The sequence below is a fragment of the Microbacterium gilvum genome (genome assembly GCF_039543865.1).
Taxonomy (GTDB): Bacteria; Actinomycetota; Actinomycetes; order Actinomycetales; family Microbacteriaceae; genus Microbacterium; species Microbacterium gilvum.
The window spans coordinates 390,971-416,311 of sequence record NZ_BAABKO010000002.1; the positions used below are offsets into that span (position 1 = coordinate 390,971).

23 protein-coding genes are annotated in these 25,341 nt (G+C 71.7%); 9 read left to right on the top strand and 14 right to left on the bottom strand.

Annotated elements, in window-relative coordinates; genetic code table 11:
• Nucleotides 1–50: 50 nt before the first annotated feature.
• Nucleotides 51–1,364 carry a sensor histidine kinase gene (locus ABD998_RS07660; RefSeq protein WP_345437685.1) on the top strand — a complete coding sequence of 438 codons (1,314 nt, stop codon included), beginning with the start codon at nt 51–53 and terminating at the stop codon, nt 1,362–1,364.
• Nucleotides 1,361–2,014 carry a response regulator transcription factor gene (locus ABD998_RS07665; RefSeq protein ID WP_345437687.1) on the top strand — a complete coding sequence of 218 codons (654 nt, stop codon included), beginning with the start codon at nt 1,361–1,363 and terminating at the stop codon, nt 2,012–2,014. Before ABD998_RS07660 ends, ABD998_RS07665 begins: the two co-directional genes overlap by 4 nt.
• Nucleotides 2,015–2,029: 15 nt before the next feature.
• Here the strand turns inward: ABD998_RS07665 and ABD998_RS07670 are convergent, their stop codons facing one another.
• Nucleotides 2,030–2,587 (bottom strand): NADPH-dependent FMN reductase, encoded by a 558-nt coding sequence (locus ABD998_RS07670; RefSeq protein WP_345437689.1) that lies wholly within the window; start codon nt 2,585–2,587, stop codon nt 2,030–2,032.
• 250 nt (nt 2,588–2,837) lie between these two features.
• Between ABD998_RS07670 and ABD998_RS07675 the strand changes: the two genes are divergently transcribed.
• The 5 genes from ABD998_RS07675 (at nt 2,838) to ABD998_RS07695 (ending at nt 7,016) form a co-directional block, all read left to right on the top strand.
• Nucleotides 2,838–3,722 (top strand): ABC transporter ATP-binding protein, encoded by an 885-nt coding sequence (locus ABD998_RS07675; RefSeq protein WP_345437691.1) that lies wholly within the window; start codon nt 2,838–2,840, stop codon nt 3,720–3,722.
• On the top strand, nt 3,719–4,816 hold the full coding sequence (locus ABD998_RS07680; RefSeq protein WP_345437693.1) for an ABC transporter permease: 1,098 nt from the start codon (nt 3,719–3,721) through the stop codon (nt 4,814–4,816). Before ABD998_RS07675 ends, ABD998_RS07680 begins: the two co-directional genes overlap by 4 nt.
• Nucleotides 4,817–4,948: 132 nt before the next feature.
• Entirely contained in the window at nt 4,949–5,599 is a 651-nt protein-coding gene (locus ABD998_RS07685) for a GntR family transcriptional regulator (protein ID WP_345437695.1), read from the top strand.
• Nucleotides 5,600–5,756: 157 nt separating this feature from the next.
• Nucleotides 5,757–6,344 carry a nitroreductase family protein gene (locus tag ABD998_RS07690; RefSeq protein ID WP_345437697.1) on the top strand — a complete coding sequence of 196 codons (588 nt, stop codon included), beginning with the start codon at nt 5,757–5,759 and terminating at the stop codon, nt 6,342–6,344.
• 105 nt (nt 6,345–6,449) lie between these two features.
• Nucleotides 6,450–7,016, top strand: a complete 567-nt coding sequence (locus ABD998_RS07695; RefSeq protein WP_345437699.1) for a hypothetical protein — start codon at nt 6,450–6,452, stop codon at nt 7,014–7,016.
• A 153-nt stretch (nt 7,017–7,169) separates the two neighbouring features.
• Here the strand turns inward: ABD998_RS07695 and ABD998_RS07700 are convergent, their stop codons facing one another.
• The 6 genes from ABD998_RS07700 to ABD998_RS07725 all read right to left on the bottom strand — a co-directional run bounded on the left by ABD998_RS07700 (nt 7,170) and on the right by ABD998_RS07725 (nt 14,534).
• On the bottom strand, nt 7,170–9,104 hold the full coding sequence (locus ABD998_RS07700; RefSeq protein WP_345437701.1) for an HNH endonuclease signature motif containing protein: 1,935 nt from the start codon (nt 9,102–9,104) through the stop codon (nt 7,170–7,172).
• A 114-nt stretch (nt 9,105–9,218) separates the two neighbouring features.
• Nucleotides 9,219–10,181, bottom strand: a complete 963-nt coding sequence (locus tag ABD998_RS07705; RefSeq protein WP_345437703.1) for a bile acid:sodium symporter — start codon at nt 10,179–10,181, stop codon at nt 9,219–9,221.
• Nucleotides 10,182–10,224: 43 nt separating this feature from the next.
• Complete coding sequence (locus ABD998_RS07710) at nt 10,225–10,482, bottom strand: helix-turn-helix domain-containing protein (protein ID WP_345437705.1); 258 nt, start codon at nt 10,480–10,482, stop codon at nt 10,225–10,227.
• A gap of 68 nt (nt 10,483–10,550) precedes the next feature.
• The gene (locus ABD998_RS07715) at nt 10,551–12,698 is read right to left on the bottom strand and encodes an ATP-dependent Clp protease ATP-binding subunit (RefSeq protein WP_345437707.1); all 2,148 of its coding nucleotides are present in this window, start codon (nt 12,696–12,698) and stop codon (nt 10,551–10,553) included.
• Between the two features lie 67 nt (nt 12,699–12,765).
• Nucleotides 12,766–13,368, bottom strand: a complete 603-nt coding sequence (locus ABD998_RS07720; RefSeq protein ID WP_345437709.1) for a response regulator transcription factor — start codon at nt 13,366–13,368, stop codon at nt 12,766–12,768.
• Entirely contained in the window at nt 13,365–14,534 is a 1,170-nt protein-coding gene (locus ABD998_RS07725) for a sensor histidine kinase (protein ID WP_345437711.1), read from the bottom strand. Before ABD998_RS07725 ends, ABD998_RS07720 begins: the two co-directional genes overlap by 4 nt.
• A gap of 155 nt (nt 14,535–14,689) precedes the next feature.
• On the opposite strand from ABD998_RS07725, the gene ABD998_RS07730 reads away from it, so the two are divergent.
• The gene (locus ABD998_RS07730) at nt 14,690–15,205 is read left to right on the top strand and encodes a small multidrug efflux protein (RefSeq protein ID WP_345437713.1); all 516 of its coding nucleotides are present in this window, start codon (nt 14,690–14,692) and stop codon (nt 15,203–15,205) included.
• Between the two features lie 17 nt (nt 15,206–15,222).
• Here the strand turns inward: ABD998_RS07730 and ABD998_RS07735 are convergent, their stop codons facing one another.
• The 6 genes from ABD998_RS07735 to ABD998_RS07760 all read right to left on the bottom strand — a co-directional run bounded on the left by ABD998_RS07735 (nt 15,223) and on the right by ABD998_RS07760 (nt 23,846).
• Nucleotides 15,223–17,430 (bottom strand): zinc-dependent metalloprotease, encoded by a 2,208-nt coding sequence (locus tag ABD998_RS07735; RefSeq protein WP_345437715.1) that lies wholly within the window; start codon nt 17,428–17,430, stop codon nt 15,223–15,225.
• Entirely contained in the window at nt 17,427–19,127 is a 1,701-nt protein-coding gene (locus ABD998_RS07740; protein WP_345437717.1) for an ABC transporter ATP-binding protein, read from the bottom strand. Before ABD998_RS07740 ends, ABD998_RS07735 begins: the two co-directional genes overlap by 4 nt.
• Nucleotides 19,124–19,978: an ABC transporter permease gene (locus ABD998_RS07745; protein ID WP_345437719.1), complete on the bottom strand. Its 855-nt coding sequence runs from the start codon at nt 19,976–19,978 to the stop codon at nt 19,124–19,126. The genes ABD998_RS07740 and ABD998_RS07745 overlap by 4 nt, the downstream gene beginning before the upstream one ends.
• Entirely contained in the window at nt 19,975–21,000 is a 1,026-nt protein-coding gene (locus ABD998_RS07750) for an ABC transporter permease (RefSeq protein WP_345437721.1), read from the bottom strand. Before ABD998_RS07750 ends, ABD998_RS07745 begins: the two co-directional genes overlap by 4 nt.
• 67 nt (nt 21,001–21,067) lie before the next feature.
• A complete protein-coding gene (locus tag ABD998_RS07755) occupies nt 21,068–22,714 on the bottom strand; it encodes an ABC transporter substrate-binding protein (RefSeq protein WP_345437723.1) in 1,647 nt (548 codons plus the stop codon).
• 157 nt (nt 22,715–22,871) lie between these two features.
• Nucleotides 22,872–23,846 (bottom strand): GlxA family transcriptional regulator, encoded by a 975-nt coding sequence (locus tag ABD998_RS07760; protein ID WP_345437725.1) that lies wholly within the window; start codon nt 23,844–23,846, stop codon nt 22,872–22,874.
• A gap of 86 nt (nt 23,847–23,932) precedes the next feature.
• Between ABD998_RS07760 and ABD998_RS07765 the strand changes: the two genes are divergently transcribed.
• On the top strand, nt 23,933–24,112 hold the full coding sequence (locus ABD998_RS07765) for a hypothetical protein (RefSeq protein ID WP_345437727.1): 180 nt from the start codon (nt 23,933–23,935) through the stop codon (nt 24,110–24,112).
• An 11-nt stretch (nt 24,113–24,123) separates the two neighbouring features.
• On the opposite strand, the gene ABD998_RS07770 is transcribed toward ABD998_RS07765, so the two are convergent.
• A complete protein-coding gene (locus ABD998_RS07770) occupies nt 24,124–25,341 on the bottom strand; it encodes a glycosyltransferase (RefSeq protein ID WP_345437729.1) in 1,218 nt (405 codons plus the stop codon).

Here is a 25,341-nt window from a genome sequence, read left to right on the forward strand (position 1 = left end):
CCCTCGTGCGGGGGAGGCCCGCGCGCCGGGCTGCCCCTAGCGTGGAGGGCATGACCGTGCTCTCCGACCCCGCCGCCGTGGAGGACGACGCCGACGCGACGCCGCTCGATCGGCCGGTCACGCGGCGCGATCTCCGCAACGACGCGCTGCTCGGCGCCGGGCTCTTCGGCGCGGCCGTCATCAGCATCGGGCTCGCCACCGTCGCCGGGGCGTTCTTCTCCGAGCCGGGCAACGCCGGATGGTCCCTGCTCGCGAGCGCGCTCATGACGCTGCCCCTCGCCCTGCGCAGGCGCCTTCCCGTGACGGTCGCCGTCGTCGTCAGCGCGTCGTACTTCGTCGCCGCGTCGCTCCAGTTCACGGAGCTCTACGTCAGCCAGGTCGCCATCTTCATCGCGATGTTCACGATCGGGGCATGGGTCGACGACCGCCGTCGAGCCGCGGTCTCCCGCATCGTCATCATCATCGGGATGGCGCTGTGGCTCCTCGTCTCGACGTTCCTCGGGGCGACCGACACCGAGAGCCTCGACGAGTACTTCGCCGGATCGCTCTCCCCGTACGTCGCGTACATGCTGCTGATGTGGCTCATCAACGCCGCGTACTTCGGCGGGGCGTACTACATGGGCAATCGGGCATATGCGGCCGCGCGGGACAGGGCCATCCTGCAGCGGCGCACGCGCGAGCTCGAGGAGGAGCGCGAGATCACCGCGGCGCAGGCCGTCGCGCTCGACCGTGTGCGGATCGCGCGCGAGCTGCACGACGTGGTCGCGCACCACGTCTCCGCCATGGGGGTGCAGGCGGGCGCCGCGCGCACCGTGATCGACGCGGACCCCGCCGTCGCGAAGCGGGCGCTGTCGGTCGTGGAGGAGTCCGCGCGGTCGGCCATCGCCGAGCTTCATCACCTGCTCGACACGCTGCGCTCACCCGATGGCGACCCCGACTTCGCCGCGGGGGCGCCGTCGACGCTCTCGCTCGAGAGCCTCGCCGACCTCGCGGAGGTGATGACCGCATCCGGCACCCCGACGGCGCACGTCGTCGTCGGCGAGCGCCGCCCGGTGCCCGACGTCGTGCAGGTCAACCTGCACCGCATCGCCCAGGAGGCGCTCACCAATGCCCGCCGGCACGGCGGACCGGATGCGACCGCGGAGATCAGGGTGCGCTACACCGACGCGGCCGTCGAACTGGAGATCGTCAACTCCGGGCGCCTCGCGCTCGATGCGCGACCGGGGCTCGGGCAGCTGGGCATGCGCGAGCGCGCGATCGCGTCGGGTGGCTCCCTCGAGCTGCGTCCGCGCGACCGGGGCGGCTACCTCGTGCGCGTCGCCGTCCCCCTCGATGCCGCACCCCAGGAACGGGAGACCCCATGACCATCCGCGTGCTGCTCGTCGACGACCATGCCACGATGCGTGCGGGGTTCCGCATGATCCTCGAGGCATCGGGCATCGAGGTCGCAGGGGAGGCCGGCACGGGCAGGGAGGCCGTGTCGCGCGCCGCCGAGCTGCAGCCGGACGTGGTCTGCATGGACGTGCAGATGCCCGACATGGACGGGATCGAGGCCACGCGGCGCATCGTCGAGGCCGGCACGGCTGCGCAGGTCGTCATCGTGACGACCTTCGACCGCGACGACTACCTGTTCTCCGCGCTCGACGCCGGCGCGAGCGGGTTCCTGCTGAAGAACGCGGGACCGGAGGAGCTCGTGAACGCGGTGCGCGTGGTCGCCGCGGGAGACGCCCTGCTCGCACCCGAGGTCACGCGGCGCGTCATCGAGCGCCACACGCCGGCGCCGACGACGGGCGTCGAGCACGAATCCGATCAGGACGGCGACGCGGGGCTCACAGAACGCGAGAGAGACGTGCTGCGGCTGCTCGCGCAGGCCATGAGCAATGCGGAGATCGCGCGCGCGCTCTTCATCGGCGAGGCGACCGTCAAGACGCACGTGTCGAACGTGCTGCTGAAGCTCGGCGCACGCGACCGCGTCGCGGCGGTCGTCTACGCCCACCGGCACGGCTTGACGTAGACGACCGCCGGCGACTCAGGCGTTCGCCTTGCGGACGCGCTCGATGAGGCCGACGAAGGCCTGCAGGTAGCCCGCGAGGAACTCCTTCGTGCCGTCGTTCGCGATGTCGCGCTCGTCGGTGATGAGCCCGGGCGCGTACTGGATCATGCCCTCGGGCTGACCCATCACGATGGCGTTGAAGTGGCCCATGATGGCCCGCAGGTGCTGCTGCGCGGCGGCGGTGGAGATGGGGCCGCCGGATGCGCCGATGATGGCGACGGGCTTGCCGCTGAACGACATGTCGCCGTACGGGCGGGTCGACCAGTCGAACGCGTTCTTCAGCACGCCGGGGATCGAGCGGCTGTACTCGGGAGTGGCGATGAGGACGCCGTCGACGTCGACGATGGCCTGCTTGAAGTCCTTTGCGACCTGGGGGAAGTCGGCTTCGCGGTCCTGCGAGTAGAACGGCAGGCCGGCGATCGGGATCTCGACGAGCTCGACGCCCTCCGGCGCGAGCTTCGCGATCGCCTCGACGAGGGCGCGGTTGATCGACGTGCTCGAGAGGCTTCCGATGATGTAGCCGATTGTCGTCACAGATTTCTCCTCAGATGGGTGGGGATGGCCGCGGAACGCGTCCATTCAGATGAAAGCATCCTGCCGACCCACCCTATTCCGCGGCTGGGTGTCCGCCCTGCGGATGACCCGGGCACGGCCATCCGCCGGAGGGGGCATCCGCCGCAGGGGCATCCGCCGCAGGGGGGAGGGCCGCGTTCACTCCGGCGGGGGAGGCGGGCGGCGCAGGCGGTTCGTAGCGTGGGAGCCACATCGAAGAGAGGGGACGAGGATGCTGCGACTGCGCGGGATCTCGAAGCGGTACGGCGAGCGCCAGGTACTGGACGACGTGTCGTTCGACGTCGCACCGGGTCGGCTGACGGGGTTCGTCGGCGGCAACGGCGCCGGCAAGACGACGACCATGCGGATCGTGCTCGGCCTGCTTGCGGACGACGGGGGAGAGGTCGCGCTCGACGGCGCGCCCATCACGCCCGCGGTGCGGCGAGGCTTCGGCTACATGCCGGAGGAGCGCGGACTCTACCCCAAGATGAAGGTGCTCGAGCACATCGTGTACCTCGCGCGTCTGCACGGCTTCGACAAGGGCGAGGCGACGCGCCGTGCGACGGAGCTGCTGGAGCGGCTCGGCCTGGGCGAGCGGCTGGGCGACAACATCGAGTCCCTGTCGCTCGGAAACCAGCAGCGCGCCCAGATCGCGGCCTCGCTCGTGCACGACCCTTCGGTGCTCATCCTCGACGAGCCGTTCTCGGGTCTCGACCCGCTCGCCGTCGAGACGGTCGTCGGCGTCCTGCAGCAGCGCGCCGCGGATGGCGCGGCCGTGCTGTTCTCCTCCCACCAGCTCGACGTCGTCGAGCGCCTGTGCGACGACCTCGTCATCATCGCGGGCGGGACCATCCGTGCGGCCGGGCCGCGCGATGTGCTGCGCGCCCAGCACTCCTCGAACCGGTACGAGCTCGTCTCGGATGGCGACGCCGGCTGGCTGCGCGCCGAGCCGGGCGTGCAGGTGGTCGAGTTCGAGGGCGGCTACGCCCTCTTCGACGTCGACACGGACGAGACGGCGCAGCGCGTGCTGCGCCGTGCGGTCGACCTCGGGGCGGTCGCGAGCTTCGCGCCGCAGCATCCCTCGCTCTCCCAGATCTTCAAGGAGGTCATCCAGTGAGCACCGCAGCACCCTCCGTGTCGACGTCGCAGGGCGTCTGGCTCGTCGCCGAGCGAGAGCTCGGCTCGAAGCTCCGCAGCAAGTCCTTCCTCATCTCCACGGCGATCCTCATCATCGGGGCGCTCGCGGGTGTGCTGTGGATGGGCTTCTCCGCGGGCACCAGCAGCACGACCCCGATCGCCGCGACGGCGGGCGTGGCCGCCCAGCTCGACGCCGTCGACGGGTACGAGGTCACCGAGGTCGCCGATCGCGCGGCGGCCGAGGAGCTCGTGGAGGAGGGCGAGGTCGACGCCGCCGTGATCGACGACGCGGCGTCGCCGACGGGGCTCGCCGTCCTCGCACTGGAGGAGGCCCCTCCGGGACTCGTCTCGGCGCTCTCCGTGTCGCCCGTCGTCGAGCTGCTCGACCCTGCGGCGGGGGAGGACGGCCCCCTGCGCTACATCCTGGGCCTCGTCTTCGGACTCGTGTTCTTCATGGCGGCGATGAGCTTCGGCACGCCGATCACGACGAGCGTCGTGGAGGAGAAGCAGACGCGCGTCGTCGAGATCCTCATCGCGGCCATCCCGGCGCGCGTGCTGCTCGCGGGCAAGGTGCTCGGCAACACGATCCTCGCGATCGCGCAGATCGTGGTGCTCATCGCCGTCGCCGTCGTCGGCCTCGTCGTGACGGGCCAGACGGCGTTCCTGCAGGGCCTCGGCGCCCCCATGGTGTGGTTCGCCGTGTTCTTCCTGTTCGGGTTCGTGCTGCTCGCGGGGATGTTCGCGGCTGCCGGCTCGATGGTGTCGCGTCAGGAGGACACCGGCCCGACTCTCACGCCGCTCATCTACCTGACGATGATCCCGTACTTCCTCGTCATCTTCCTCGGCGACAACCCGGTCGTGATGGCGATCCTGTCGTACGTGCCGTTCTCGGCCGCGGTGGGCATGCCGCTGCGCCTGTTCTTCAACGAGGCGCAGTGGTGGGAGCCGCTGGTCTCGCTGGGGATCCTGCTGGCGACGTGCGTCGTCGTCATCGGGCTCGGCGCGAAGATCTACGAGAACTCGCTGCTGCGCATGGGCGCGCGCGTGAAGCTCAAGGACGCGCTCAGGGCCTGACCGCCCTCCTGCCTCGGCGCCCGCCATCCGACCGGATGGCGGGCGCCGTCTCGTGCCCGCCATCCGCGTAACGAAACGGCCGACCCCGCGTCTCATATACAGGGATGCCGATCGTGTCGAGGAGGACGCACCATGGAGAGGACCGAATTGAGGACGCCGCGCACGCGACTCTCGGACGGCATCCGCGCGGCGTTGGGCGAGAGCATCGTGTCGGGACGGCTGCCACCGGGGACGCGCCTTCGCGATGTGGAGATCGCGTCGCGTTTCCGGGTGTCGCGGATGCCGGTCCGCGAGGCGCTGCTGCGCCTGGAGGTCGAGGGTCTCGTCACGATCGACGCGAGCCGCTCGACGGTGGTGACGCCTGCGTCCTCGACAGCGCTCGCCGATGCGCTCGACGTGCTCGTCGGGCAGGCGGGCGCCGTCGGAGCGCTGACGCTCGCCCGCGGCATCGCACTCGAGACCGCCGCGCGCCGTGCGACGGCGGGCTTGAGCAAGACCGACACCGCTGCGGCGGCGATCGCCTGGGATGTCGTGCGGGAGCTCGCCAGCGCCTCCGGGAACGCGTTGGCTGCCGATGCACTCGCGCAGGTGGATCTGCGGCTTCAGCGGGCTCTGCGTCCCCTCGCGCACGCCGGCGAGAGGGCGCTCGGCGCTCTCCGGGAGCTGGACGCGGCGGCTCGCGCGGGCGACGGGCGCGGTGCGGATGACGCGCTGCGTGGGTTCGTGGACGCCGCCGTCGCGGAGGCGCTCGCCGGCCATCCGAGGATGGCGATGCCGGCGTGAGCGCTGCCGTGCGAGCGTTGCGGCGTGTTGCGCGGCGTCATCCGCTTGGAACATGCGCGGGAATAGGATCGCGCGTGCGCGGTTTCATCCCGCATGCGGGCGATGGCGCCCGGTCCGAATCGCATCATCCGTTCCGAATCGCACAGGGAGAGCCATCATGGGCGCCACCATCCTCGACCGCACCGCGGCCACCGATCATCCCGTCCTCGACGTCCTCGCCGATCGGTGGAGCCCGCGCGCGTATGCCGGCACGTCGGCGGTCGACGAGGCGAAGCTGTCGAGCGCTCTCGAGGCCGCGCGCTGGAGCCCGTCGGCCTACAACGGCCAGCCGTGGCGCTTCATCGTCGCACGTCGCGGCTCGGAGGCGCACGCAGGGGTCGTCTCGGCGCTCGTGGAGTTCAACCAGCTGTGGGCCTCCCACGCGCCCGTGCTCGTCGTCGCGGTCGCCGAGGTGGAGAACGCCGAAGGACGTGCGAACTCGCACGCCGTCTACGACCTGGGTCAGGCCGTCGCCCACCTGTCGATCCAGGCGCACCACGATGGTCTTCTCGTACACCAGATGAGCGGGTTCGACGCCGACGCGGTGCGCGCGCGCTTCGGGCTCGAGGAGCGGTTCGCGCCGACGACCGTCATCGCTCTCGGCGAGCTCGGCGATGTCGACGCGCTCCCGGAGGCGCTGCGCGAGCGGGAGACGGCTCCGCGTGAGCGTCGTCCTCTCGCGGAGACGGTCATCGTCAACGACTGACGCGCGCCTCGTCGAGAGCCGGTCCCGGATGCCCGGGGCCGGCTCTTCGCGTGTCGGGCGCCGGGTTGCGGGTCTGGTTGACTCGGTAGCGACCGAGGGGGGCTCGTGGAACCGGGAACGTGGGCAGAGTGGGTGGGGAGCATCGCGTCGATCGCGGCCGCTGTGGTCTCGATCTTCGCGCTGATCGTCGCGATGAAGGCGAACGCGCATGCGAAGGAGGCGAACGAGACGAGCCAGTCGACGCTGGCCGTGAGCAATCGGATGCGCACCGACGCGCTCGAGAGCTCCGAGCGGAGACGACGGCTGGAGACGGCGAGCGAGCTGCAGGCGTGGTGGGCGGCAACTCCCGACGGCAGACGGTGGGGCGTGGTCATCGTCAACGGCTCGCGCGGCGCCGGAGTCTTCCGAGACATCACGCTGACGTCCCGCGACACGAGTGCGACGTACGTGACGCCGATCCCGATGCTCCCGCCGGGCACGTTCGTGCTCCTGCCGGAGGAGAACGGCAAGGGCATCCCACAGCCCGTGGATCCGTCGGATCAGTGGCATCCTCTGACGCGTTCACGCAAGCACGTCGTCGTCTCGATCGACTTCACCGATCCGGTGGGAACCGCATGGCGATGGGATGCCGGGAACGGGCTCCGTCCGTCGCCTGAGCCGACCGCGGCCTGAGCGGCACGGACTGAGGGGCGCAGACCTGAGCGGCGGTAGCGCCGTCGCGCATCCGCTCCGGCGGATGCGTCGTTCCTGCCTCAGGCTCTGAGGATCCCCGCGTCGTCGATACCGGTCTTCCCCGGGCCGACTTCGACCTGGGATCGTGGGCGCTCAGCGAATGCTGTCTCCTTCCGCGGGCCCGCCGACGGCAACGGCTGCGGGTCCGGGGTCGGGGTGCCATCCGGGTGGGGCCTGGTCGGTGAGGCCGTTCTCGTACTCCCATCTCCACTGGTCGTCGAGGTCGGCCTGGGTGACGGGCGCGTATTCCCACTCGGGTATGCAGGGGCCGGGTGGGTTCGGTGCATGCATTGCCGTGTGCGCGGCTTGCGGGGGTGGCTGCGTGGCGTAGTCGTGTCCGAGGGGGCTGGTCCAGATGATGACGCCGGGTTGGGGTTGTTGGATGTGCCAGGGGGTGTGGTGTCGGAGCTTGTGGTGTGCCGTGCAGAGGGCGGAGAGGTTGCCGGCGCAGGTGGGGCCTCCTCGTTCCCATTCCCGGGTGTGGTCCTTCTCGCACCGTGACGCGGGCCTCAGGCAGCCGGGGGCGCGGCAGGTCCCGTCGCGCAGCTCGATCAGCCGGCGGATCGCGGTGGTGGGGGTGTAGTGGTCGACGGTGTGGAGGGCACCGGTGTCGGGGTCCTGGAAGAGGCGTTCCCATCCGGGGGCGTCTTGCGCGAAACGGCGGGCGACATCTGGGGGGAGGGGTCCGTATCCGGCGAGGAGGGCGGGGTGGTCGTCGAGGCCGGCGAGGGTGGTCGCGGCGATCGTGACCGCCACGGTGCCGCGGATCGCGGCGACCTTCTCGATCGACCCGTCGATCGTGTGGGAGGTGGGGGCGCCGGTGAGGAGGAGGTCGGTGGCGAGGTCCGCGCGGATGTGATCCCTCGTGCGGGCATCCCGCCCCCGTTCCACCGCCGCCGCGACCTGCTCCTCCGTAGGCCTCAACGGGAGGGCGGGGTCGTGGGGGTACCAGGTGCCGTCGTGGAACACCTCGACGTGCTCCCGCATCATCGAGCACCCCGGGAGGGTGGACCGGACCGTCCGCCGGTCACCGTTCCGGGGACCATCGGCGTCGGGGGCGTGAGGGCCGGCGCCGTCGGGGCCGTGCGCGCCGGGGTCCTGCGCGCCGGAGCTGCGGGGGCCGCCGGGGCGGTGGGGGTCGGCATCGGGGTGGGTGGCGTACCCGTTCGCGTCGACCGCGACACCGTCGGCGTTGACCCGCATCCCGAACGCATTCCGGCTCACAGGACCAGTCGTCGCTGCAGAACCGGCCATACCTGCCCGCTTCTTCTCCTCCGCGGCGAGCCGCTGCTCCTCCGCGTCGCGCCGCTTCTGCTCTTCGGCCGCGAGCCGCTTCTCCTCCGCGGCGAGTCGCCTTTCCTCTGCCGCGAGGGGTTTCGCGATGGTGGTGAGGCGGTCCTGGATCGCGGTGATCTTCGCGGCGTCGTCGGTCAGGACGAACTCTGCCAGCCCGTCGTCGAGGGCCCGCACCCTCGTGCCTCGCCGGTCGAGCGCGCGCCGGTGCCGTTCGGGGAGGGGTGCCGGGTCGAGTTCCGCGGCGAGACCCTTCGCGAACACCCGCACCTGCCCCGGTGTCGCATCCTCCGCATACGTCACCGCACGCTTCGAGTACTCCTCCACCATGTCGGCGGGGAGTCGTTCCCCGTGTTCGCGGATGATGTCCGCCTGACGACGCGTGATCACCTGACGACACAACGCATCTGCCACGACCGGGAACCGGTCGGTCAGGGCGAGATCCTGCCGGAGCCGGGCTTCGACCTCACCCGGCGACAGATGCAACGCCGCCGCGAGCTCGAGCGCGATGGACCGCCACGGGAACCCGTATGCGGACGCGTCCTCGCACCGCGCGGTCTGCGCCTGCGCGACCCGCGCGGCCGCGGCGAACGCCCCCGCCTCCAGACCATCGAGCCGGGCCCGATCGGCACGCACCTCCAGGATCAGGTCGCGCACGTTCCCGATCGTGCGCACCTCACCCGCCGTCGCCTCCCACGACGACCCTGCTGCGAACCTCGGCTTCCGCCCTGACATACACCCATCATCCAAGGCACCACCGACATTCGAACGAACGAACGAGATCATCCCGACCCTATGGAGGTCACAGGATGGTCACGAAACGGACCGGGCGGGAGCCGCGTCCCTCGGCTACCGCTCGCGGATGAGCCGGGGGAGAAGGCGCACCAGGACCACCATCACGAGCAGCTCGACGAGCGTCTGCGTGACGACGACGAGCGGCGCCAACGCGAACGCGGCGGGCAGGGCGAGCACCAGCGGCAGGACGACGAGGGAGTTGCGCGTCACCCCGCTGAACACGACCGCGCGGCGCGCGGGCGCGTCGAGTCCGGCGACCCTCCCCGCGATCGTGCCGACGCCGACCATGACGACCGCGAACAGCGCGAACACGGGCACCACGAGCAGCAGTGCGCCGATCCTCTGGCCGACCGACGCGATCTGCGAGGCGACGACCGCGGCGAGCGCGAGGATCATGAGCGGGACCATCGCCGCGAGGCCGGCATCGCGCACGACCGCTCCCGCGCGCGTACGCGCCGCCGCGAGCTGGGTGAGCCACGCGGCCCCGAGCGGCAGCGCGATGAGCAGAAGGAACGCCTCGACGAACGGTGCGGGGTCGACCGCCTCGACGAACTCCGCCCCGACGAGGAGCCGCAGGTGCACCGGCAGGAGGAGCATCTGCGTGAGCATGAGCAGCGGTGTCGCCGCCAGCAGCCGCGCGGCCGAGCCCCCCGCGATGCCGGTGAACACGATCACGTAGTCCACGCACGGCGTCAGCAGCACGAAGAGCACGCCGACGAGGAGTACCCGGTCGTGCGCGACCATCCGTGAGAGGACGAGTACGACGATCGGGACGAGGACGAAGTTCACGACGAGGATGGTCGCGAGGAACCGGCCGTCATGGAGCGCCCGCAGCATCCGCGCGAACGGGACGCCGAGGAACGTCGCCCAGAGGAGCACCCCGAGGAGGGGCATGACCGCGGACTGCGTCGCCCCCGCGGATCCCGGAGCGAGCAGCCCGATCGCCGCGCCGACCGCGAGCGCGAGCAGGTAGAGCGCGACCTGGTGCCGCTCCATCCATTCGACACCCGCGCGCATGATCACATCGTGGCAGGCGCGCGGGCGTGGCCGTCCGACGGCGTCAGAGATCGGCGAGCTCGAGCAGTTCCGACGGCTGCAGCCCCAGGACGTCGGCGAGCCCCGTAAGCGTCGACAGGCGGGGGTTCGACGGCCCGGCGGCCTCCACGCGGCCCGACGAGCGCCCCGCCTCGATGAGCTGCACCTGGTTCTTCGTCACGCCGGCGCGGAACGCGAGCGCTTCCTGCGAGAGCCCCTTCTCCTCACGGCGCGCGCGCAGCGCGGCGCCGAACCTCTTGGCGCGCGTCTCATCCCAGACCATCCGACAATCCTGCCGAGCAGGGCCCTGTTGAGTCCACCCGCTGTACACGGCCAGCTATAGCGTGACGGCTACTGCCCCTGGCTCGAGAGCGCGAGGCGGTCGCCCGACGAGTCGACGTCGACCTTCACGGTGTCGCCGTCGCGCACGCCGCCCGACAGGATGGCCATGGCGAGCCGGTCCTGCACCTCCTTCTGGATGAGGCGGCGCAGCGGACGGGCGCCGTACACCGGGTCGTAGCCGCGCTCGGCGAGCCATGCCCGCGCATCCGGGGTGACCGCGAGCGTGAGCCTCCGGTCGGCGAGCCGCTTCTGCAGCGCGTCCACCTGCAGCTCGACGATCTGCGCGAGGTCGTCCTGACCGAGGGCCTGGAACATGACGATGTCGTCGAGCCGGTTCACGAACTCGGGCTTGAACGCCTGACGCACGAGCATCATGACCTGCTCGCGCTTCGCGTCGGGCGAGATCGTCGGATCGATGAGGATCGGCGAGCCGATGTTCGACGTGAGGATGAGGATGACGTTCGTGAAGTCGACCGTCCGGCCCTGACCGTCGGTGAGGCGCCCGTCGTCCATGACCTGCAGGAGCACGTCGAACACCTCGGGATGGGCCTTCTCGACCTCGTCGAGCAGCACGACGCCGTAAGGGCGCCGCCGCACGGCCTCGGTGAGCTGCCCGCCCTGCTCGTAGCCGACGTACCCCGGAGGGGCGCCGACGAGCCTCGACACCGAGTGCTTCTCGCCGTACTCGGACATGTCGATGCGCACCATGGCGTGCTCGTCGTCGAAGAGGAACTCGGCGAGCGCCTTCGCGAGCTCCGTCTTGCCGACGCCCGTCGGGCCGAGGAAGAGGAAAGAGCCGGTCGGGCGGTTCGGGTCGCTGATGCCCGCACGCGAGCGGCGCACGGCATCCGACACGGCCGAGACGGCCTCCCTCTGCCCGATCAGACGTCGACCGAGCTCTGCCTCGAGGTGCAGCAGCTTCTCGGTCTCGCCCTGCAGCAGGCGCCCCACGGGGATGCCCGTCCACGCCGCGATGACGGAGGCGATGTCCTCCTCCGTGACCTGGTCGCCGACCATCCGCTCGGTCGCGCCGTCCGACGTCTCGGCGCGCTCGGCCTCCGCGAGCTCGCGCTCGAGACCCGGGATCTCGCCGTAGAGCAGGCGCGACGCGCGTTCGAGGTTGCCCTCGCGCTGCGCGCGCTCCGCCTCGCCGCGCGCCGCGTCGAGCCGCGTCTTCAGGTCGCCGACGCGGTTGAGCGACGAGCGCTCCGCCTCCCAGCGCGCCTGCAGCTCCTGCAGCCGCGCCTCCTCGCCGCGCAGCGTCTCGCGCAGCGCCGCCAGGCGCTCCTTCGAGGCGGGGTCCTTCTCCTTCTTGAGCGCGAGCTCCTCGAGCTTGAGGCGGTCGACATGACGGCGCAGCTCGTCGATCTCGAGCGGCGCAGAGTCGATCTCCATGCGCAGGCGCGACGCCGCCTCGTCGATGAGGTCGATGGCCTTGTCGGGCAGCTGGCGGCTCGGGATGTACCGGTGAGAGAGCGCCGCGGCCGCGACAAGGGCGCCGTCCGCGATGGCGACCTTGTGGTGCGCCTCGTAGCGCTCCTTGAGCCCGCGCAGGATGGCGATGGTGTCCTCGACCGTCGGCTCACCGACGTAGACCTGCTGGAAGCGGCGCTCGAGCGCCGCATCCTTCTCGATGAACTCGCGGTACTCGTTGAGCGTCGTCGCGCCGATCAGGCGCAGCTCGCCGCGGGCGAGCATGGGCTTGAGCATGTTCGCGGCCGCGACCGACCCCTCGCCGCCACCCGCGCCCATGAGCACGTGCAGCTCGTCGATGAAGGTGATGACCCGGCCATCGGACTCGGTGATCTCCTGCAGCACCTTCTTGAGGCGCTCCTCGAACTGGCCGCGGTACATGGCGCCGGCCACGAGGGCGGAGATGTCGAGCGCGATGAGCTCCTTGCCCTTGAGGCTCTCGGCGACATCGCCCGCGACGATGCGCTGGGCGAGCCCCTCCACGACAGCCGTCTTGCCGACGCCGGGCTCGCCGATGAGCACGGGGTTGTTCTTCGTGCGGCGGGTCAGCACCTGGCTCACCCGCCGGATCTCGCCGTCGCGGCCGATCACCGGGTCGAGCTTGCCCTGCTTCGCCCGCTCGGTGAGGTTGATGCCGAACTGCTCGAGGGCGCTCTTCTCTTCGTCGTTGCCGGGGGTGCTCATCCTGTCCTCCGTGGAGTCTCCTTCAAACTTGAGTAGGTTCGGCTCAAGTTTAGCAGGATGATGGCGGTCAGATCCAGCCGTTCTCTTCGGCGATGAGCACGGCCTGCTGACGCGTCTGCACCCCCAGCTTGCCGAGGATGACCGAGACGTGGTTGCGCACCGTCCCCGGCGCGAGCGACAGCGCCCGCGCGATCTGGCCCGTCGTCTCGCCGCGGCGGCCGACCCGCAGCACGTCGAGCTCGCGCGGAGTGAGCGGGCACCTCTCGTCGGCGAGCGCGTCGGCGGCGATCTCGGGATCGACGTACCGCTCGCCGGCCGCCACCCTGCGGACGACCCGCGCCACCTCGTCGGCTCCGCGCGACTTCGGGAGGAACCCGGCCACCCCCGACGACAGCGCCCGACGCAGCACGCCGGGCCGCGCGTGGCGCGTCACGACGACCGAGCGCGTCGCGATCCGCCTGCTGAGGAGCGCCGCCACCTCGACGCCGTCGAGCCCCGGCATCTCGAGATCGAGCACGCACACGTCGGGCTGGAGCCGGAGCGCCTCCGCGACCGCCTCGGTGCCGTCCGCGCACTCGGCGACGACCTCGATATCCTCCTCGAGGCGCAGGAGCGCGGCGAGCGCCGACCGGATCATGGCCTCGTCATCGGCGAGCAGCACGCGGATCACGGGGCACTCTCCTGCGGGATCGTGACGACGACGGCGAACTCGTGGGCGTCTCGCCGCACGTCGAGCACGCCGCCCGCCTCCTCGACGCGGCGCGCGATCCCCTGCAGGCCCGCGCCGTCGCCATCCGCCGCCCCGGGCGCACGGTCGTTGACGATCTCATAGCGCCAGCCGCCCGCCGATCGCTCGAGGGCGAGGCGCGCACGCCGGCCGCCTCCGTGACGCAGCACATTCGTCGTCGTCTCGCGGATGACGGGGCCGAGCACGTCGGCGGGTGCACGGTCGGCGTCGGACGCGGCCGTCGACGACGCGGCGACGCCTGCCGCGACCAGCAGGTCGCGCGCGTTGGCGAGCTCGTCGACGAGAGGCACGGCGCGGAAGTGCGTCGCGAGATCGCGCGTGCCCTGGGTCGCCTCGGCGACGCTCACGCGCGCGGCGCGCACCTGCGCGAGCGCGCCATCCGGATCGCGGCCCATGAGCTTCTCGGCGAGCTCGAGCTGCAGCGCGATCACCTGCAGGTGGTGGCCCTGCAGATCGTGCACGTCGGTGGCCACCCGCAGCCGCTCCTGAGTCGCGGCCAGCCGCGACTCGGTCACGCGCGCCCGGTCGAACGCGAGGAGCACGTCCCACCACCACAGCGATGTCACGGTCATGACCGGCAGCAACGCGGCGAACGTCGCGCCCACGGGCCAGACGTCCGACTCCGTGAGCAGGGCGGCCGTGCGCGCATCGACGACGCCCAGCACGACGAGCAGCAGCGTGAGCCCTACCGTGACCCGCAGTCGCACACCGCGCTGCCAGTTGAGCAGCGCGAGCGACTGGGCGACGAGGCCGACCGCGGCGATCCAGCTGCCGGTCGCTGCGAACATCACGCCGGCGCAGACGAGCGGCACGACGAGTACCGGCACGAGGCGGGCGGGCAGCAGGGCGCCCCCCGCGTCGCGGTGACGGTAGGCGAGCAGCAGCATGATCGTGCAGGCGAACCACACGGCGGCGGAGATCGCCACCGCCGCGAACGAGGCCGCCGTGCCGGCGACCGCCGCCCAGGTCGTCCACGAGAGCACGGCGAACAGCTCGAAGAAGACGATGGCCGACGCGGTGTACCACCAGGTCGCGGCGATGCCGCGCGTGAGCTCGAACGAGCCTCGGGCGCCGGGTGGTCTCGTCACGGCCCCCAGCGTAGGGGCATGACAGATGTCACGGGCGCGGCGTGATGAGCGCACCCGCATCGATGACAGGCCGCCACTGCCGCGATCGGGCCCGAGCGGATGGACTGGGGTCATCCGCTGCGGGACCGACCCGCGGCACCGGACAGGAGCACCCCATGAATCTCGTCGAAGCCTTCCAGGATCTCGTCGCCCGCGTTCCCGAGCTCGTCCAGCCGCTCATCGTCGCGCTCGCCGGCGCCGTGCCCTTCGTCGAAGGCGAAGGCGCCGCCGCGATCGGCATCATCGGCGGCATCCACCCCGTCATCGCCGGCGTCGCCGCCGCGATCGGCAACTTCGTCTGCGTCGCGGCGCTCGTTCTCCTCGGCGCCGGCACCCGCCGCGCGATCGTCGAGCGCCGCCGGATCGCCGTGACGGCCGGCGGCGGACCCGCCCCGGCTCCCGAGCCGGTCTCGCCCCGCAAGGAGAAGTTCCAGCGCGCCCTCGTGCGGTACGGCGTCCCGGGCGTCAGCCTCCTCGGCCCGCTTCTCCTCCCGACGCAGTTCACGGCGACGATGCTCGCCGCCGCGGGGGTGGGCCGCGCCCGCATCCTGTTCTGGCAGGGCCTCGCGATCGCTGCATGGACGACCCTCATCACGCTCGTCATCACGGGCGTCATCTCCGTCGCCGGCTGACGAGCCTCCCAAGCGCGTTACAGCGGCGCCCCCGCGGGCACGACGGGAACCTCGTAGCGCCGGGCCGCAGTGGGATCCCGCTCGACGGCATCGCGTCCGGACACCGCGTGCGCGGCGAGGCGCGCGTCGGGCCAGGAGCCCAGGATGTCACGCAGCGCGGCTCGCGCGCCGGCATGCAGCCGGTCGGAGGCGAAAGCCTCAATGGCCGCATGGAGCACGGCGTACCCTCCGGCATCGCCGGTCGCGGGAGCATCCGCCGCGGCGGATGCGAGAGCCGACAGGACCTCCTCCAGGTCGGGGAGCTCGGGGTCCTGCACGTTCTGCAGCCAGATGCGGTTGACGCGCTCGGGCACGAGGACCGGGAGCACCACGACGGCGGCTGCGGCCCCGCTCAGCGAGACGGGATCGAACAGGCGCCCGAGGCGTGAGGGCGTCGCGCCCTGTCCCTCCGCGTACCGATCGGCCGATGGAGCGAGCAGGGTTGCGACCTCTCGGGGCACGGTGATCGCATCGGCCCTCAGCAGGTCGGCCGCCGCGGCGAGCGCGCGCCGTTGGAGCGCGGCGTCGGCGACCTCCACCGTTCTGCGACGGAGGTCGTCCACCGTGCCGTACGCGTAGTCCGCTCCGCCGATGAGGCCCGTGACCTCGTCGGCCTGGAAGCGGTGCAGCAGGAACAGCCGGGCGAACCGCTCGCGGAGCTCACCTTGCTGGAGGTGCCCCGGCGCCGCCGCCGGGCCGAAGGAGGCGATCGCCCTCTCGCGCACCCGGAGCAGGTGCGCAAGCGCCTCGAACGGATCGGCGCTCCCTCGATGCGCGACCCACGGTGCGGCGCCCGTCGAGTGAGCGGACTCGCCCTCGGTCAGCGTCGCGAGCGAATCCGGCGCCGGAACCGCGGCGTACGCGTGCCGCAGGAGCGCGGAGTCCCACTCGCCGAGCCCGTCACGGTACGCGTCGAGGAGGGTCGGCCTGCCCGTCTCGTCGAGGCCGATCGCGGGGAACGGATAGTCGAGCACCGACGGCGACGTCTGCACGTGCGTGGCGAAGTTGTGAGAGAAGCCGAGCGAATGGCCGACCTCATGCGCGGCGAGCTGGCGGAGCCGGCCGATGAGCGTCTCCTCGATCCTCGCGAGGCGTTCGGCCTCGTCGGGGGCGCCGAACGGCTGCAGGACGGTCTCGAACAGCTGCCTCAGCTGCAGGATGCGCTCACTGCCCAGTCGCACGGTGCCCCGGAGGCTCTCGCCCGTGAAAGGCATGGTCTGCGAGCCTCCGAGCGACCATCCACGCCCCGTGCGATGCACCCAGACGACGATGTTCGTCCGCGCACCCCAGAACTCCTCCTCGTCGCGAGGAAGTCGCGCGCGGAAGTCGATGCCGTGTTCGGCGAACGGCCCCCGCCACCAGTTCAGGCCGTCGAGCACTGCCGCGCGGTATGGCTCCGGGATGCCGGGGTCGACGAGGTACTCCACGGGCTCGCCGCGGCGGAAGCGCGGCTGCACAGGCGTCTCCGCGCGGTCCGACCGGCGGAAGTCGTGCCAGCGGATGGGCGATCCGCCCGAACGCGGGTGGTGGGGGAGCGGGTCGGCGCCGGTGACGATCGGGACGAGCCACACGCGCAGCCGGAGGCCCACGCCGTCGGTCGCGAGCAGGGGCTCCGCCGGAGCATCCGTCCCGGTCACCGCCCCCGGGAGCCGCACCTCGTCAACGGCGGGCAGCTCGCGGCCACGGCGGTACACGAGCTCCGCCGTGAGGGCGTCCGACCCCGCTGCTTGCACCCCCGACCGGCTCGCGTCGACGGAGTACTCCGCGCGCGGACGCCCGCCCCACGGTGCCGCGGAGAGGCTGTCGGCGAGCCGGAAGGGATCGACCAGCAGCAGGTCGCGCGGGTCGATCGCCGGCACGTCGTCCTCCTGCACGAGGGGCGTGCGTGCGATGACCGCCGTCGCGAACGAGTCGTCGACCGCCACGTCCGCGGCCCGACCCGTCGCGTCGACGCCCGCGACGAGGTCCCGGCCCACCCCGAGCCCGTGCGGCAAGGACTCCCACACGACGATGTCGCCTGAGATGCGCCACCGCACGAGGAGCACGGGGGTCGGGAACCCGCGGTCGAGCGGCAGCCGGCTCGAGCCGAGTCCGCGCTCGAGCGCGCCGTAGAGGAGCGTGTGCCCCGCCTCCCCCGGGAGGACGAGGAGGTCGCGGTCGCGGTGCTGTCGTGTGCGGAACGTCATCGGATTCCTTCGAGCGTCGGGACGGCTTCGAGCAGTCTCTGCGTGTACGGGTGCTGCGGACGGAAGAACACGTCGTCGACCGGCCCGGTCTCGACGATCGCCCCATCGGTCATGACGGCGATCCTGTCGCTGAGGTGGTGGACGACGCCGAGATCGTGCGAGATGAAGAGCATCGCGAGGCCGGTCCGCCGCCGGAGGTCCACGAGCAGGTCGAGAACCTGCGCCTGCGTGAGCACGTCGAGCGCGGACACCGGCTCATCGGCGATGATCAGGTCCGGCGAGCTCGCGAGCGCCTGGGCGATCGCGACGCGCTGACGCTGGCCGCCCGACAGCCGCTGCGGGCGCTGGTCGAGGACCGTGGCGTCGAGCCCCACGAGGCCGAGGAGCCGCAGCGCCTCCTGCCTGCGCTCCTCGCGGCCCAGCGTCGTCCACAGCCGCAGCGGCTGGTCGAGGAGGCGCGCGACGGCGAGTCGGGGGTCGAACGTGCCCAGCGGGTCCTGGGAGATCGTCTGGATCCGGCGACGGTGCGGTCGCCTGCGCTTCTCGGGCAGTGCGCTCCACTCCTCGCCGAACAGGTCGATGCGCCCGCCGTCGAGGCCCTGAAGGCCCAGGATGGCACGCCCGAGCGTGCTCTTCCCCGACCCTGACTCGCCGACGATCCCGAGCGTCTCGCCTGGGTGGAGCTCGAGGCCCACACGGTCCAGTGCGACGCGGCGACCGCGGCGCCTCGCCCGGAACGTCACCGATGCGTCGCTCACGCGGAGGAGCGGGACCGCTCGCCGCAGCGTCGCCGCCAGGGGGTCGATGGGGTCCCGGCGTTTCCCGGCCTCATCGCGCTCGCCCGGCAGCAGCCGATCGCCGCGCGTGTGCACGGAGGGGATCGCACGGAGCAGCCTCTTCGTGTAGTCCTCCTTCGGGGTGCGCAGGACGTCGCGCGCGCTGCCCGACTCGATGATCCGCCCTCTGTGCATCACGTGGACACGGTCGGCGAGCTGCGCGACGACGGCGAGGTCATGAGTGATGAGCAGGATGCCGCGCCCGCTGTCCGCGAGTCCGCGGAGGAGGTCGAGGATGCGCTGCTGCACCGTCACGTCGAGCGCCGTCGTGGGCTCGTCGGCGATGACGAATGGCGGGTCGTCCACGATCGCCGAGGCGATGAGCGCCCGCTGGCGGAGGCCTCCCGAGAGCTGATGCGGGTACTGCGCGGCGCGCTCCTCGGGGTCGGGGACGCCCGCCTCGACGAGCGCCGCGTGCGTGCGCTCGTCCCGCACCGCGCGATCCCGCTCGCGCAGCGCCTCGCCGACCTCGCGGCCGACCGTCCGCAAGGGGTCGAGCGACGTGAGGGCGTCCTGCAGCACGAAGCCCACGCGTGCGCCCCGGACGGCGCGCCACTGCGCCTCGTCGGCCTGCGCGAGGTCCTCGCCCTCGATGCGGAGCGTGTCGACCGACACGCGCGAGCCCTCGCCGGCGAGCCCGATGAGCGATCGCGCCGTCACGGACTTGCCCGATCCCGACTGACCGACGAGGGCGACGACCCGGCCGCGCGGCACGTCGAATGAGACGTCGTCGACGACGGGCGTCTCCGAGACGCCGGGGAACGCGACCGTCAGTCCCCGAACGCTGAGCACCGCCTCCTGGGCGACGCGCTTCGCCAGGACCTCGCCCCGCGCCGACGACCGGGTCTCCGACGTGGTCATGAGCGGACTCCCCCGGTGAGACGCGCCTGCAGCGCTCGACCGAGGACCGTGATGCCGATGACCGTCACCGCCACGATCGTCGCAGGAAGGAGGCTCGTCCAGGGGGCGATGCTCAGCTGGCTGCGGCCCTCCGAGAGGATGGCGCCCCATTCCGGCGTCGGGGGCGTGACGCCGAGCCCGAGGAAGCTCAGCGCGGAGGCGGAGAGGATGGCCGAGCCGACGCTGAGCGTCGCGACGACGGTGAGAGGGCGGGCGATGTTCGGCAGGACGTGCCGGAGCACGACCGCGAACGGACGCTCGCCGAGGACCTTCGCCTGCTCGGCATAGCCCGACAGCCGTGCGCCGAGCACCTGCGAGCGCACGAGGCGCGCGTACGTGGCGAGACCCGAGACCCCCACGGCGACGAGGGTGTTGACCGGCCCCCGGCCGAGCACCGCGATGACGAGGAGCGCCAGCAGCAGCTCGGGGAAGGCGAGGAGGATGTCGATGCCGCGCTGGACGAGACGGTCGAGCCCGAACGGCAGGTAGACCGCGAGCAGCCCTGCCACCACGCCGAGCGCGAGCGAGAGCGTCGCGGCCCCGAGCCCGATGATCAGCGAGTACTGCGCGCCGTGGACCACACGGGCGAGCACATCCCGGCCCAGCTGGTCGGTACCGAACGGGTGCGCGAGCGAGGGGGCGAGGAAGACCGATTCGAGCGCAGCCTCCTCGGGGTCGTAGGACGTCAGGAGCTGCGGCCAGAGCGCGGCGACAGCGACGGCGCTCACGACGAGCGCCGCGAGGAGCGTCCCCACGGGGACCGAGCCGCGCCGGACCCGTCGGGCGTGAAGGAGCGCGTCGACCGTCGTCACACCGCCACCTCATCCCTGACGCGCGGATCGACGATCCGGTACCCGAGGTCGATCACGAGATTGACGATCGAGTACACGAGCGCCGAGAGCACGACGAGGCCCAGGATGAGCGGCATGTCGCGCGAGCCGATGCCCAGCAGGGTCACCTGCCCGATGCCGGGCCGGCCGAACACCGTCTCAGTGAGGATGGAGCCGCCGAGGAGTCCTCCCAGGACGTTTCCCGAGACGGTGGAGGCGGCCAGGAGCGCATGCCGCAGCGCGTGACGTGCCCTCAGCGCCCCCTCGCCGACTCCGCGCGAGCGGACCGTCAGGGCGAACGGCTGTGCGAGCGCCGTCTCCAAGCCGTCGCGGAGCACCTGCGACAGCACGGCCGCGATCGGCAGGGCGAGGGCGATCGCCGGGAGCACAAGCGAGACCGGCCCGTCCGCGCCGGCGACGGGAAACCATCCGAGCCCGAAGCTGAACACCACGAGCAGGACGATGCCGACCCAGTACACGGGGGTGCTGAGCAGGAGCAGCTCGGCCCCGGACGCGAGCCACCGGAGGATGGGGCGCCGCGCCGAGGTGAACAGCGCCGCCGCGAGGGCGAGGGAGACGCCGAGGACGAATGCGGATCCAGCGAGCTGCAGGGTCGGTGCCGCGGCCTTCCCGATCACCTCGAGCACGGGGGCGCGGAACACGTAGCTGTCGCCGAAGTCGCCGACGAGCGCACGCCCCAGGTAGGTCGCGTACTGCACGAGGATCGGCCGGTCGAGTCCGTACTGCGCCGTGATGAGTGCGCGCTGCTCGGCGTCGACGATGTTCTCGCCGCCGCTGATGATGTCGACGGGGTCTCCCGGTATCGACTTCACGGCGATGAACGTGATCGTCGCCGCACCCCACAACACGAGGACGATCTCCAGCAGTCTTCGCCCGGTCACCCGCGCGAGCGAGGGTCGGCGGGCCGCGGAGGCTCGGGGCGCCGCGCGTCCGCGCTGCGCGGTGTCGGGCGACGCGGAGGGCTGCGTCTGGGTGTCGGTCATGCATCTCTCCTCGGGCGCCTCGTACACGATGTCCGGGGGAGCCCTCAGGCGGCCTCCCCCGGACGGGTCACTCGCCGGAATCGAGCCAGGCGTTGTAGAAGAGCGGCTTCGCGTTGGTCGCCCATCGGACGCCCTGCAGCTCGTCCGCGTGGCCCAGGTGGTACGCCGGGATGTAGAGCGGCACCGAGTAGGCCTCGTCGATCACCGTCTGCTGCACCTCCGCATACAGCTCGGCCCTGCGGTCGGCGTCCGCACCGACCGCCTCGTTCAGCTGCGCGTCGAGGGAGTCGACGCGCGAGCCGTTCCCGCTGCCGATGCTCGCCGAGCCGTAGACGGTGCGCAGGATATCGGCCTCTGCGCGCACGAAGTAGTACGAGGTGGTGTCGTAGTCGCCCGAGCTCGTGCGAGCGGAGTAGGTCCCGGAGTCGACGGGATCGAGCACGAGCTCGATGCCGATCTCGCGGTACGCCGACTGCAGCGCCTGGACGAGGTTGACGTTGTCCTCACCGCTCGTCGACTCGTCGTAGGTCCACGCCACGGACAGACGCTCCCCGTCCTTCACGCGGTAGCCGTCGTCGTCGGTCTCGGTCCATCCGGCCTCGTCGAGAAGCGCCTCAGCCCTCTCGGGATCGTTCTTCCACGATCCGTCGATCGCCTCGTCGACGTACTCGGTCTGCGGGCCGAGAATGCCCTGCGCCGGCTCCACCGTGTCGAACAGTGTCGCCGTCACCGCCGTGTCGATGTCGACGCCGGTCTGGAACGCCTGGCGGACGAGCACATCGTCGAACGGGGCTCGCGTCGTGTTCAGCTGGAAGGCGTAGACGACCCCGGGGTTCTCGTAGGTGTCGACCACGACGCCGTCGGTGGACGTCACGCTCTCGTAGTTCGCCGGCGGGATCGCGTCGATCGCATCGACCTGACCGCTCGTGAGGGCGCCGAGGCGCGTCGAGGCCTCGGGCAGGTAGCTGTACTCGATGCCGTCGAGGTAGGCGGCGCCCGTGTGCGCGAAGCTGTCGGATCCCCACGCGTAGTCGTCGCGCTTCGACAGCGTCGAGCCCTGGCCCTGCGCCCAGGAATCGAGGACGAACGGGCCGGACCCGACGACGTCGCCGGCGAGGTCGCCGCCGCTCTGCAGGTACGCAGGGGACTGGATGCCCAGGTACGGAAGGCTCAGCGCCTGCAGCAGTGGCGCGAACGGCTCGTCGTACCGGATGACCACGGTGTGCTCGTCCGTCGCCTCGATCTCGCTCACCGCGCCCAGAAGCGAGCGCGCATACGTGGAGTTGTTCGCGGGGTCGAGGATGAAGTCGAAGTTGATCTTCACGGCTTCGGCGGTGAGCGGCTCGCCGTCCGAGAACGTCACGTCGTCGCGGAGGTGGAAGGTGTACTCGGTGTTGTCCTCGGAGACCTCCCAGTCCTCGGCGAGCCAGGGGTGGAACGAATTGTCCTCGGACTGGGCCACGAGGGAGTCGACGACGTCGCGCGTGATGGTCGCGGTGATCGAGCTGCCGGTCAGGTGGGGGTTGATGATCGACGCGTCGCTCCCGAGCGCGACCCGGAGCACGCCGCCCTCGACAGGACCGGACGAGGTCTCCGGAGCCGTGCCGGGAGACGCCGCCGAGCAGGCAGACAGGGCGAGCGCCCCGACGGCGATGACGGCGGCGATCGACGCCCGCCTCGCGCGCCTCGACGGCAATGGGAATGGTCTGGTCATGTGGGCCCCCTCTTTCCGCGTCCCCGCCGAATCCTCTGCGGGAACGCGCCCGGACGATGGATCCTCATTGAACAACGGGGATCCGCTTGCGTCTCAGCGCTGTTTCGCCCCGAGTCCGGGCATTTCGAGAGGTTTCGCGAGAAGGCGTGCGCCCGGGTCAGGCGACCGCCATCTCCTCGTCGTCGACGCACGTGAAGCGCGCGCGGTACCCGGCGGGCGAGAGTCCGAGCACGCGGGAGAAGTTCTGCCGGAGCACGGCGGCGGAGCCGAAGCCGCACTCCGCGGCGATGCGGTCGAGCCCCCAGTCGGTGCGCTCCAGGAGTCGCTGCGCCTGGATGACGCGCTGCCGGGAGAGCCACGCGGCGGGGGTCGTGCCGAAGTCGGCCTTGAAGCGACGGGCGAACGTCCGGGGCGACATGTGAGCGCGCTGCGCGAGCTCCTCGACGGGAAGCTCGCGGTGCAGGTTCTCCACGGCCCAGTCGGCGACGGGCGCGAGGGAGAGGTTCGCCTGCTCCGGGAGGGGGTTGAGGATGAACTGCGCCTGGCCGCCGTCCCGCTGCGGGGGGACGACCATCCGACGGGCGATCTGATTCGTCAGCTCCGCGCCGATCTCCTGACGGAGGAGATGCAGGCAGGCGTCGAGACCGGCGGCCGTGCCGGCGCTCGTGATGATGCGGTCCTCCTGCACGAACAGCACGTCGGCGTCGACCTCGATGCGGGGGTACATGCGGCGCATGGTGTCGGCGTACTTCCAGTGCGTCGTCGCCCGCCGCCCGTCGAGCACGCCCGAGGCGGCGACGACGAAGGCGCCGCTGCACACCGTGAGCACCCACGCCCCGCGCGCCACGGCCCGGCGGATGACCTCGCACACGCGCTCGTCGATCGCCCCCCAGGAGGCGCGGGGGACGGGCGTCACCACGACGAGATCGGCCTCGTCGGCGAAGGCGAGGTCGTTGTCGACCGTGATCGAGAAGGCCATGTTCGACGGCACGAGACCAGGGGTCGGGGACACGAGGCGGAAGTCGAAGGACGGCACGCCGTCGTCGCTCCGGTCGAGTCCGAAGGCCTCGCACGCGAGTCCGAACTCGAACGGGGCGAACCCCTCCTGCACGATGCACGCGACGGTCTTCACGGGCCTCCCGGTGTTGGCAGAAAAAGCGCGACGTGTGACCATCCTGCCACTCGTGGCGGAAATCACGCAACCGTAGCGTTTCTGCCATGATCCTCCTCGTCATCCTCGTCGTCCTCGCGATCCTCGCCATCGCGGCCACGGTCTCCGCCGTCCTCTCCGACGGATACGGGCAGCGCCCCACCGACTGGGAGCGCGTGCCCGACCGCGACACCGTGCGGGCAGCAGGAGCCGCGCACACGCCGGGCGTCATCCCCCGCCAGGGCTGAGGCCTGGACCCTCAGCGGTTCAGGACGCGCTCGTACACGCCGATCATCGCGGCCGTGCGCGACGACTGCCGGAACTCGCGCGACACCCGCTCCGACGGCTCGGGCGCCCGTCCTGCCGCGATGTCGTCGACCGCGATGCGGATGGCCGCGGCGAGCGCCGCGACCCGCCCCGGCTCGTCGGCGGGCGCGGCGGCCGTCCAGATGCCGCCGTCGAACTCGCCCGCGATGTCGGGGTCGCTGATGATCGAGGGCGTGCCGAGCGTCGCGGCCTCGAACGGGGTCATCCCCTGCGTCTCGAACCCGATGGACGTCTGCACGACGGCGTCGGCCGCCGCGATCCGCGACAGCGTCGCCTCGTAGGGGAGCCGCCCCGCGAAGCGCACGCGGCCGTCCAGTCCGCGCCGGACGACGAAGCGCCGCGCCGCCGCGAGGTCGCCTCCGCCCCCGACGACCTCGAGGTCGGCGTCGACCCCGGCGTCCGCGAAGGCCGCGAGCGCGGGCAGCAGGCGCTTCTCGGGCGACATCCGGCCGAGCCAGATGAGGCGGGGGCGTCCGGGCGCCCGCTCCGCGGGGACGGCCGCGAGCACCCGCTCGCGCACGTCGTCGTCGATGCCGTTCCAGATGACGTCGACGGGTGAGAACACGCCGTGCCTCTCCAGGCGGCGCGCGAAGTGCCCGGATGGCGCCGTGACGGCCGCCGCTCCCGTTGCGAGACCGCGCAGGTACGACCATCCGTCGTCGCCGGGGCCCGACCCCGGGAGTGCACGCCGCCGCCACGCGTTGAGTGCGCGCAGCACGAGCCGGGGGAAGGGCGCCGTCGCCTCGATGCCGACGTCGACGCGGTTGTGCATGGTGTGGACGACGGGCACGCGCAGCCGCTGCGCGAGGCGGTATCCGAGGAACGCGCCCCAGAAGTCGGCCTGCACGTGGACGAGGTCGGGGAGCGGGGCTCCCTTCGCGACGCGCCGCGTGAGCGCGCGGTCGATCGCGGCGTCGGCCGCACGGCCCGGCCACGTGAACGAGTACTCCCGGTCGGCCGTCACGGGAAGGGAGGGCAGGTCGAGGTACGCGGGATCGTCGGCATTCGCGGGATGCCGCGTCCACCGCCGCGGGGCGATGACGGTCACGGTGTGGCCGGCGCGCTCGAGGTACGCGCGCTGCAGGCGGGTGGACACCTGCGCCCCGCCCAGCGTCTCGATGTGCTGGTCGCCGAGGAAGACGATGTGCAC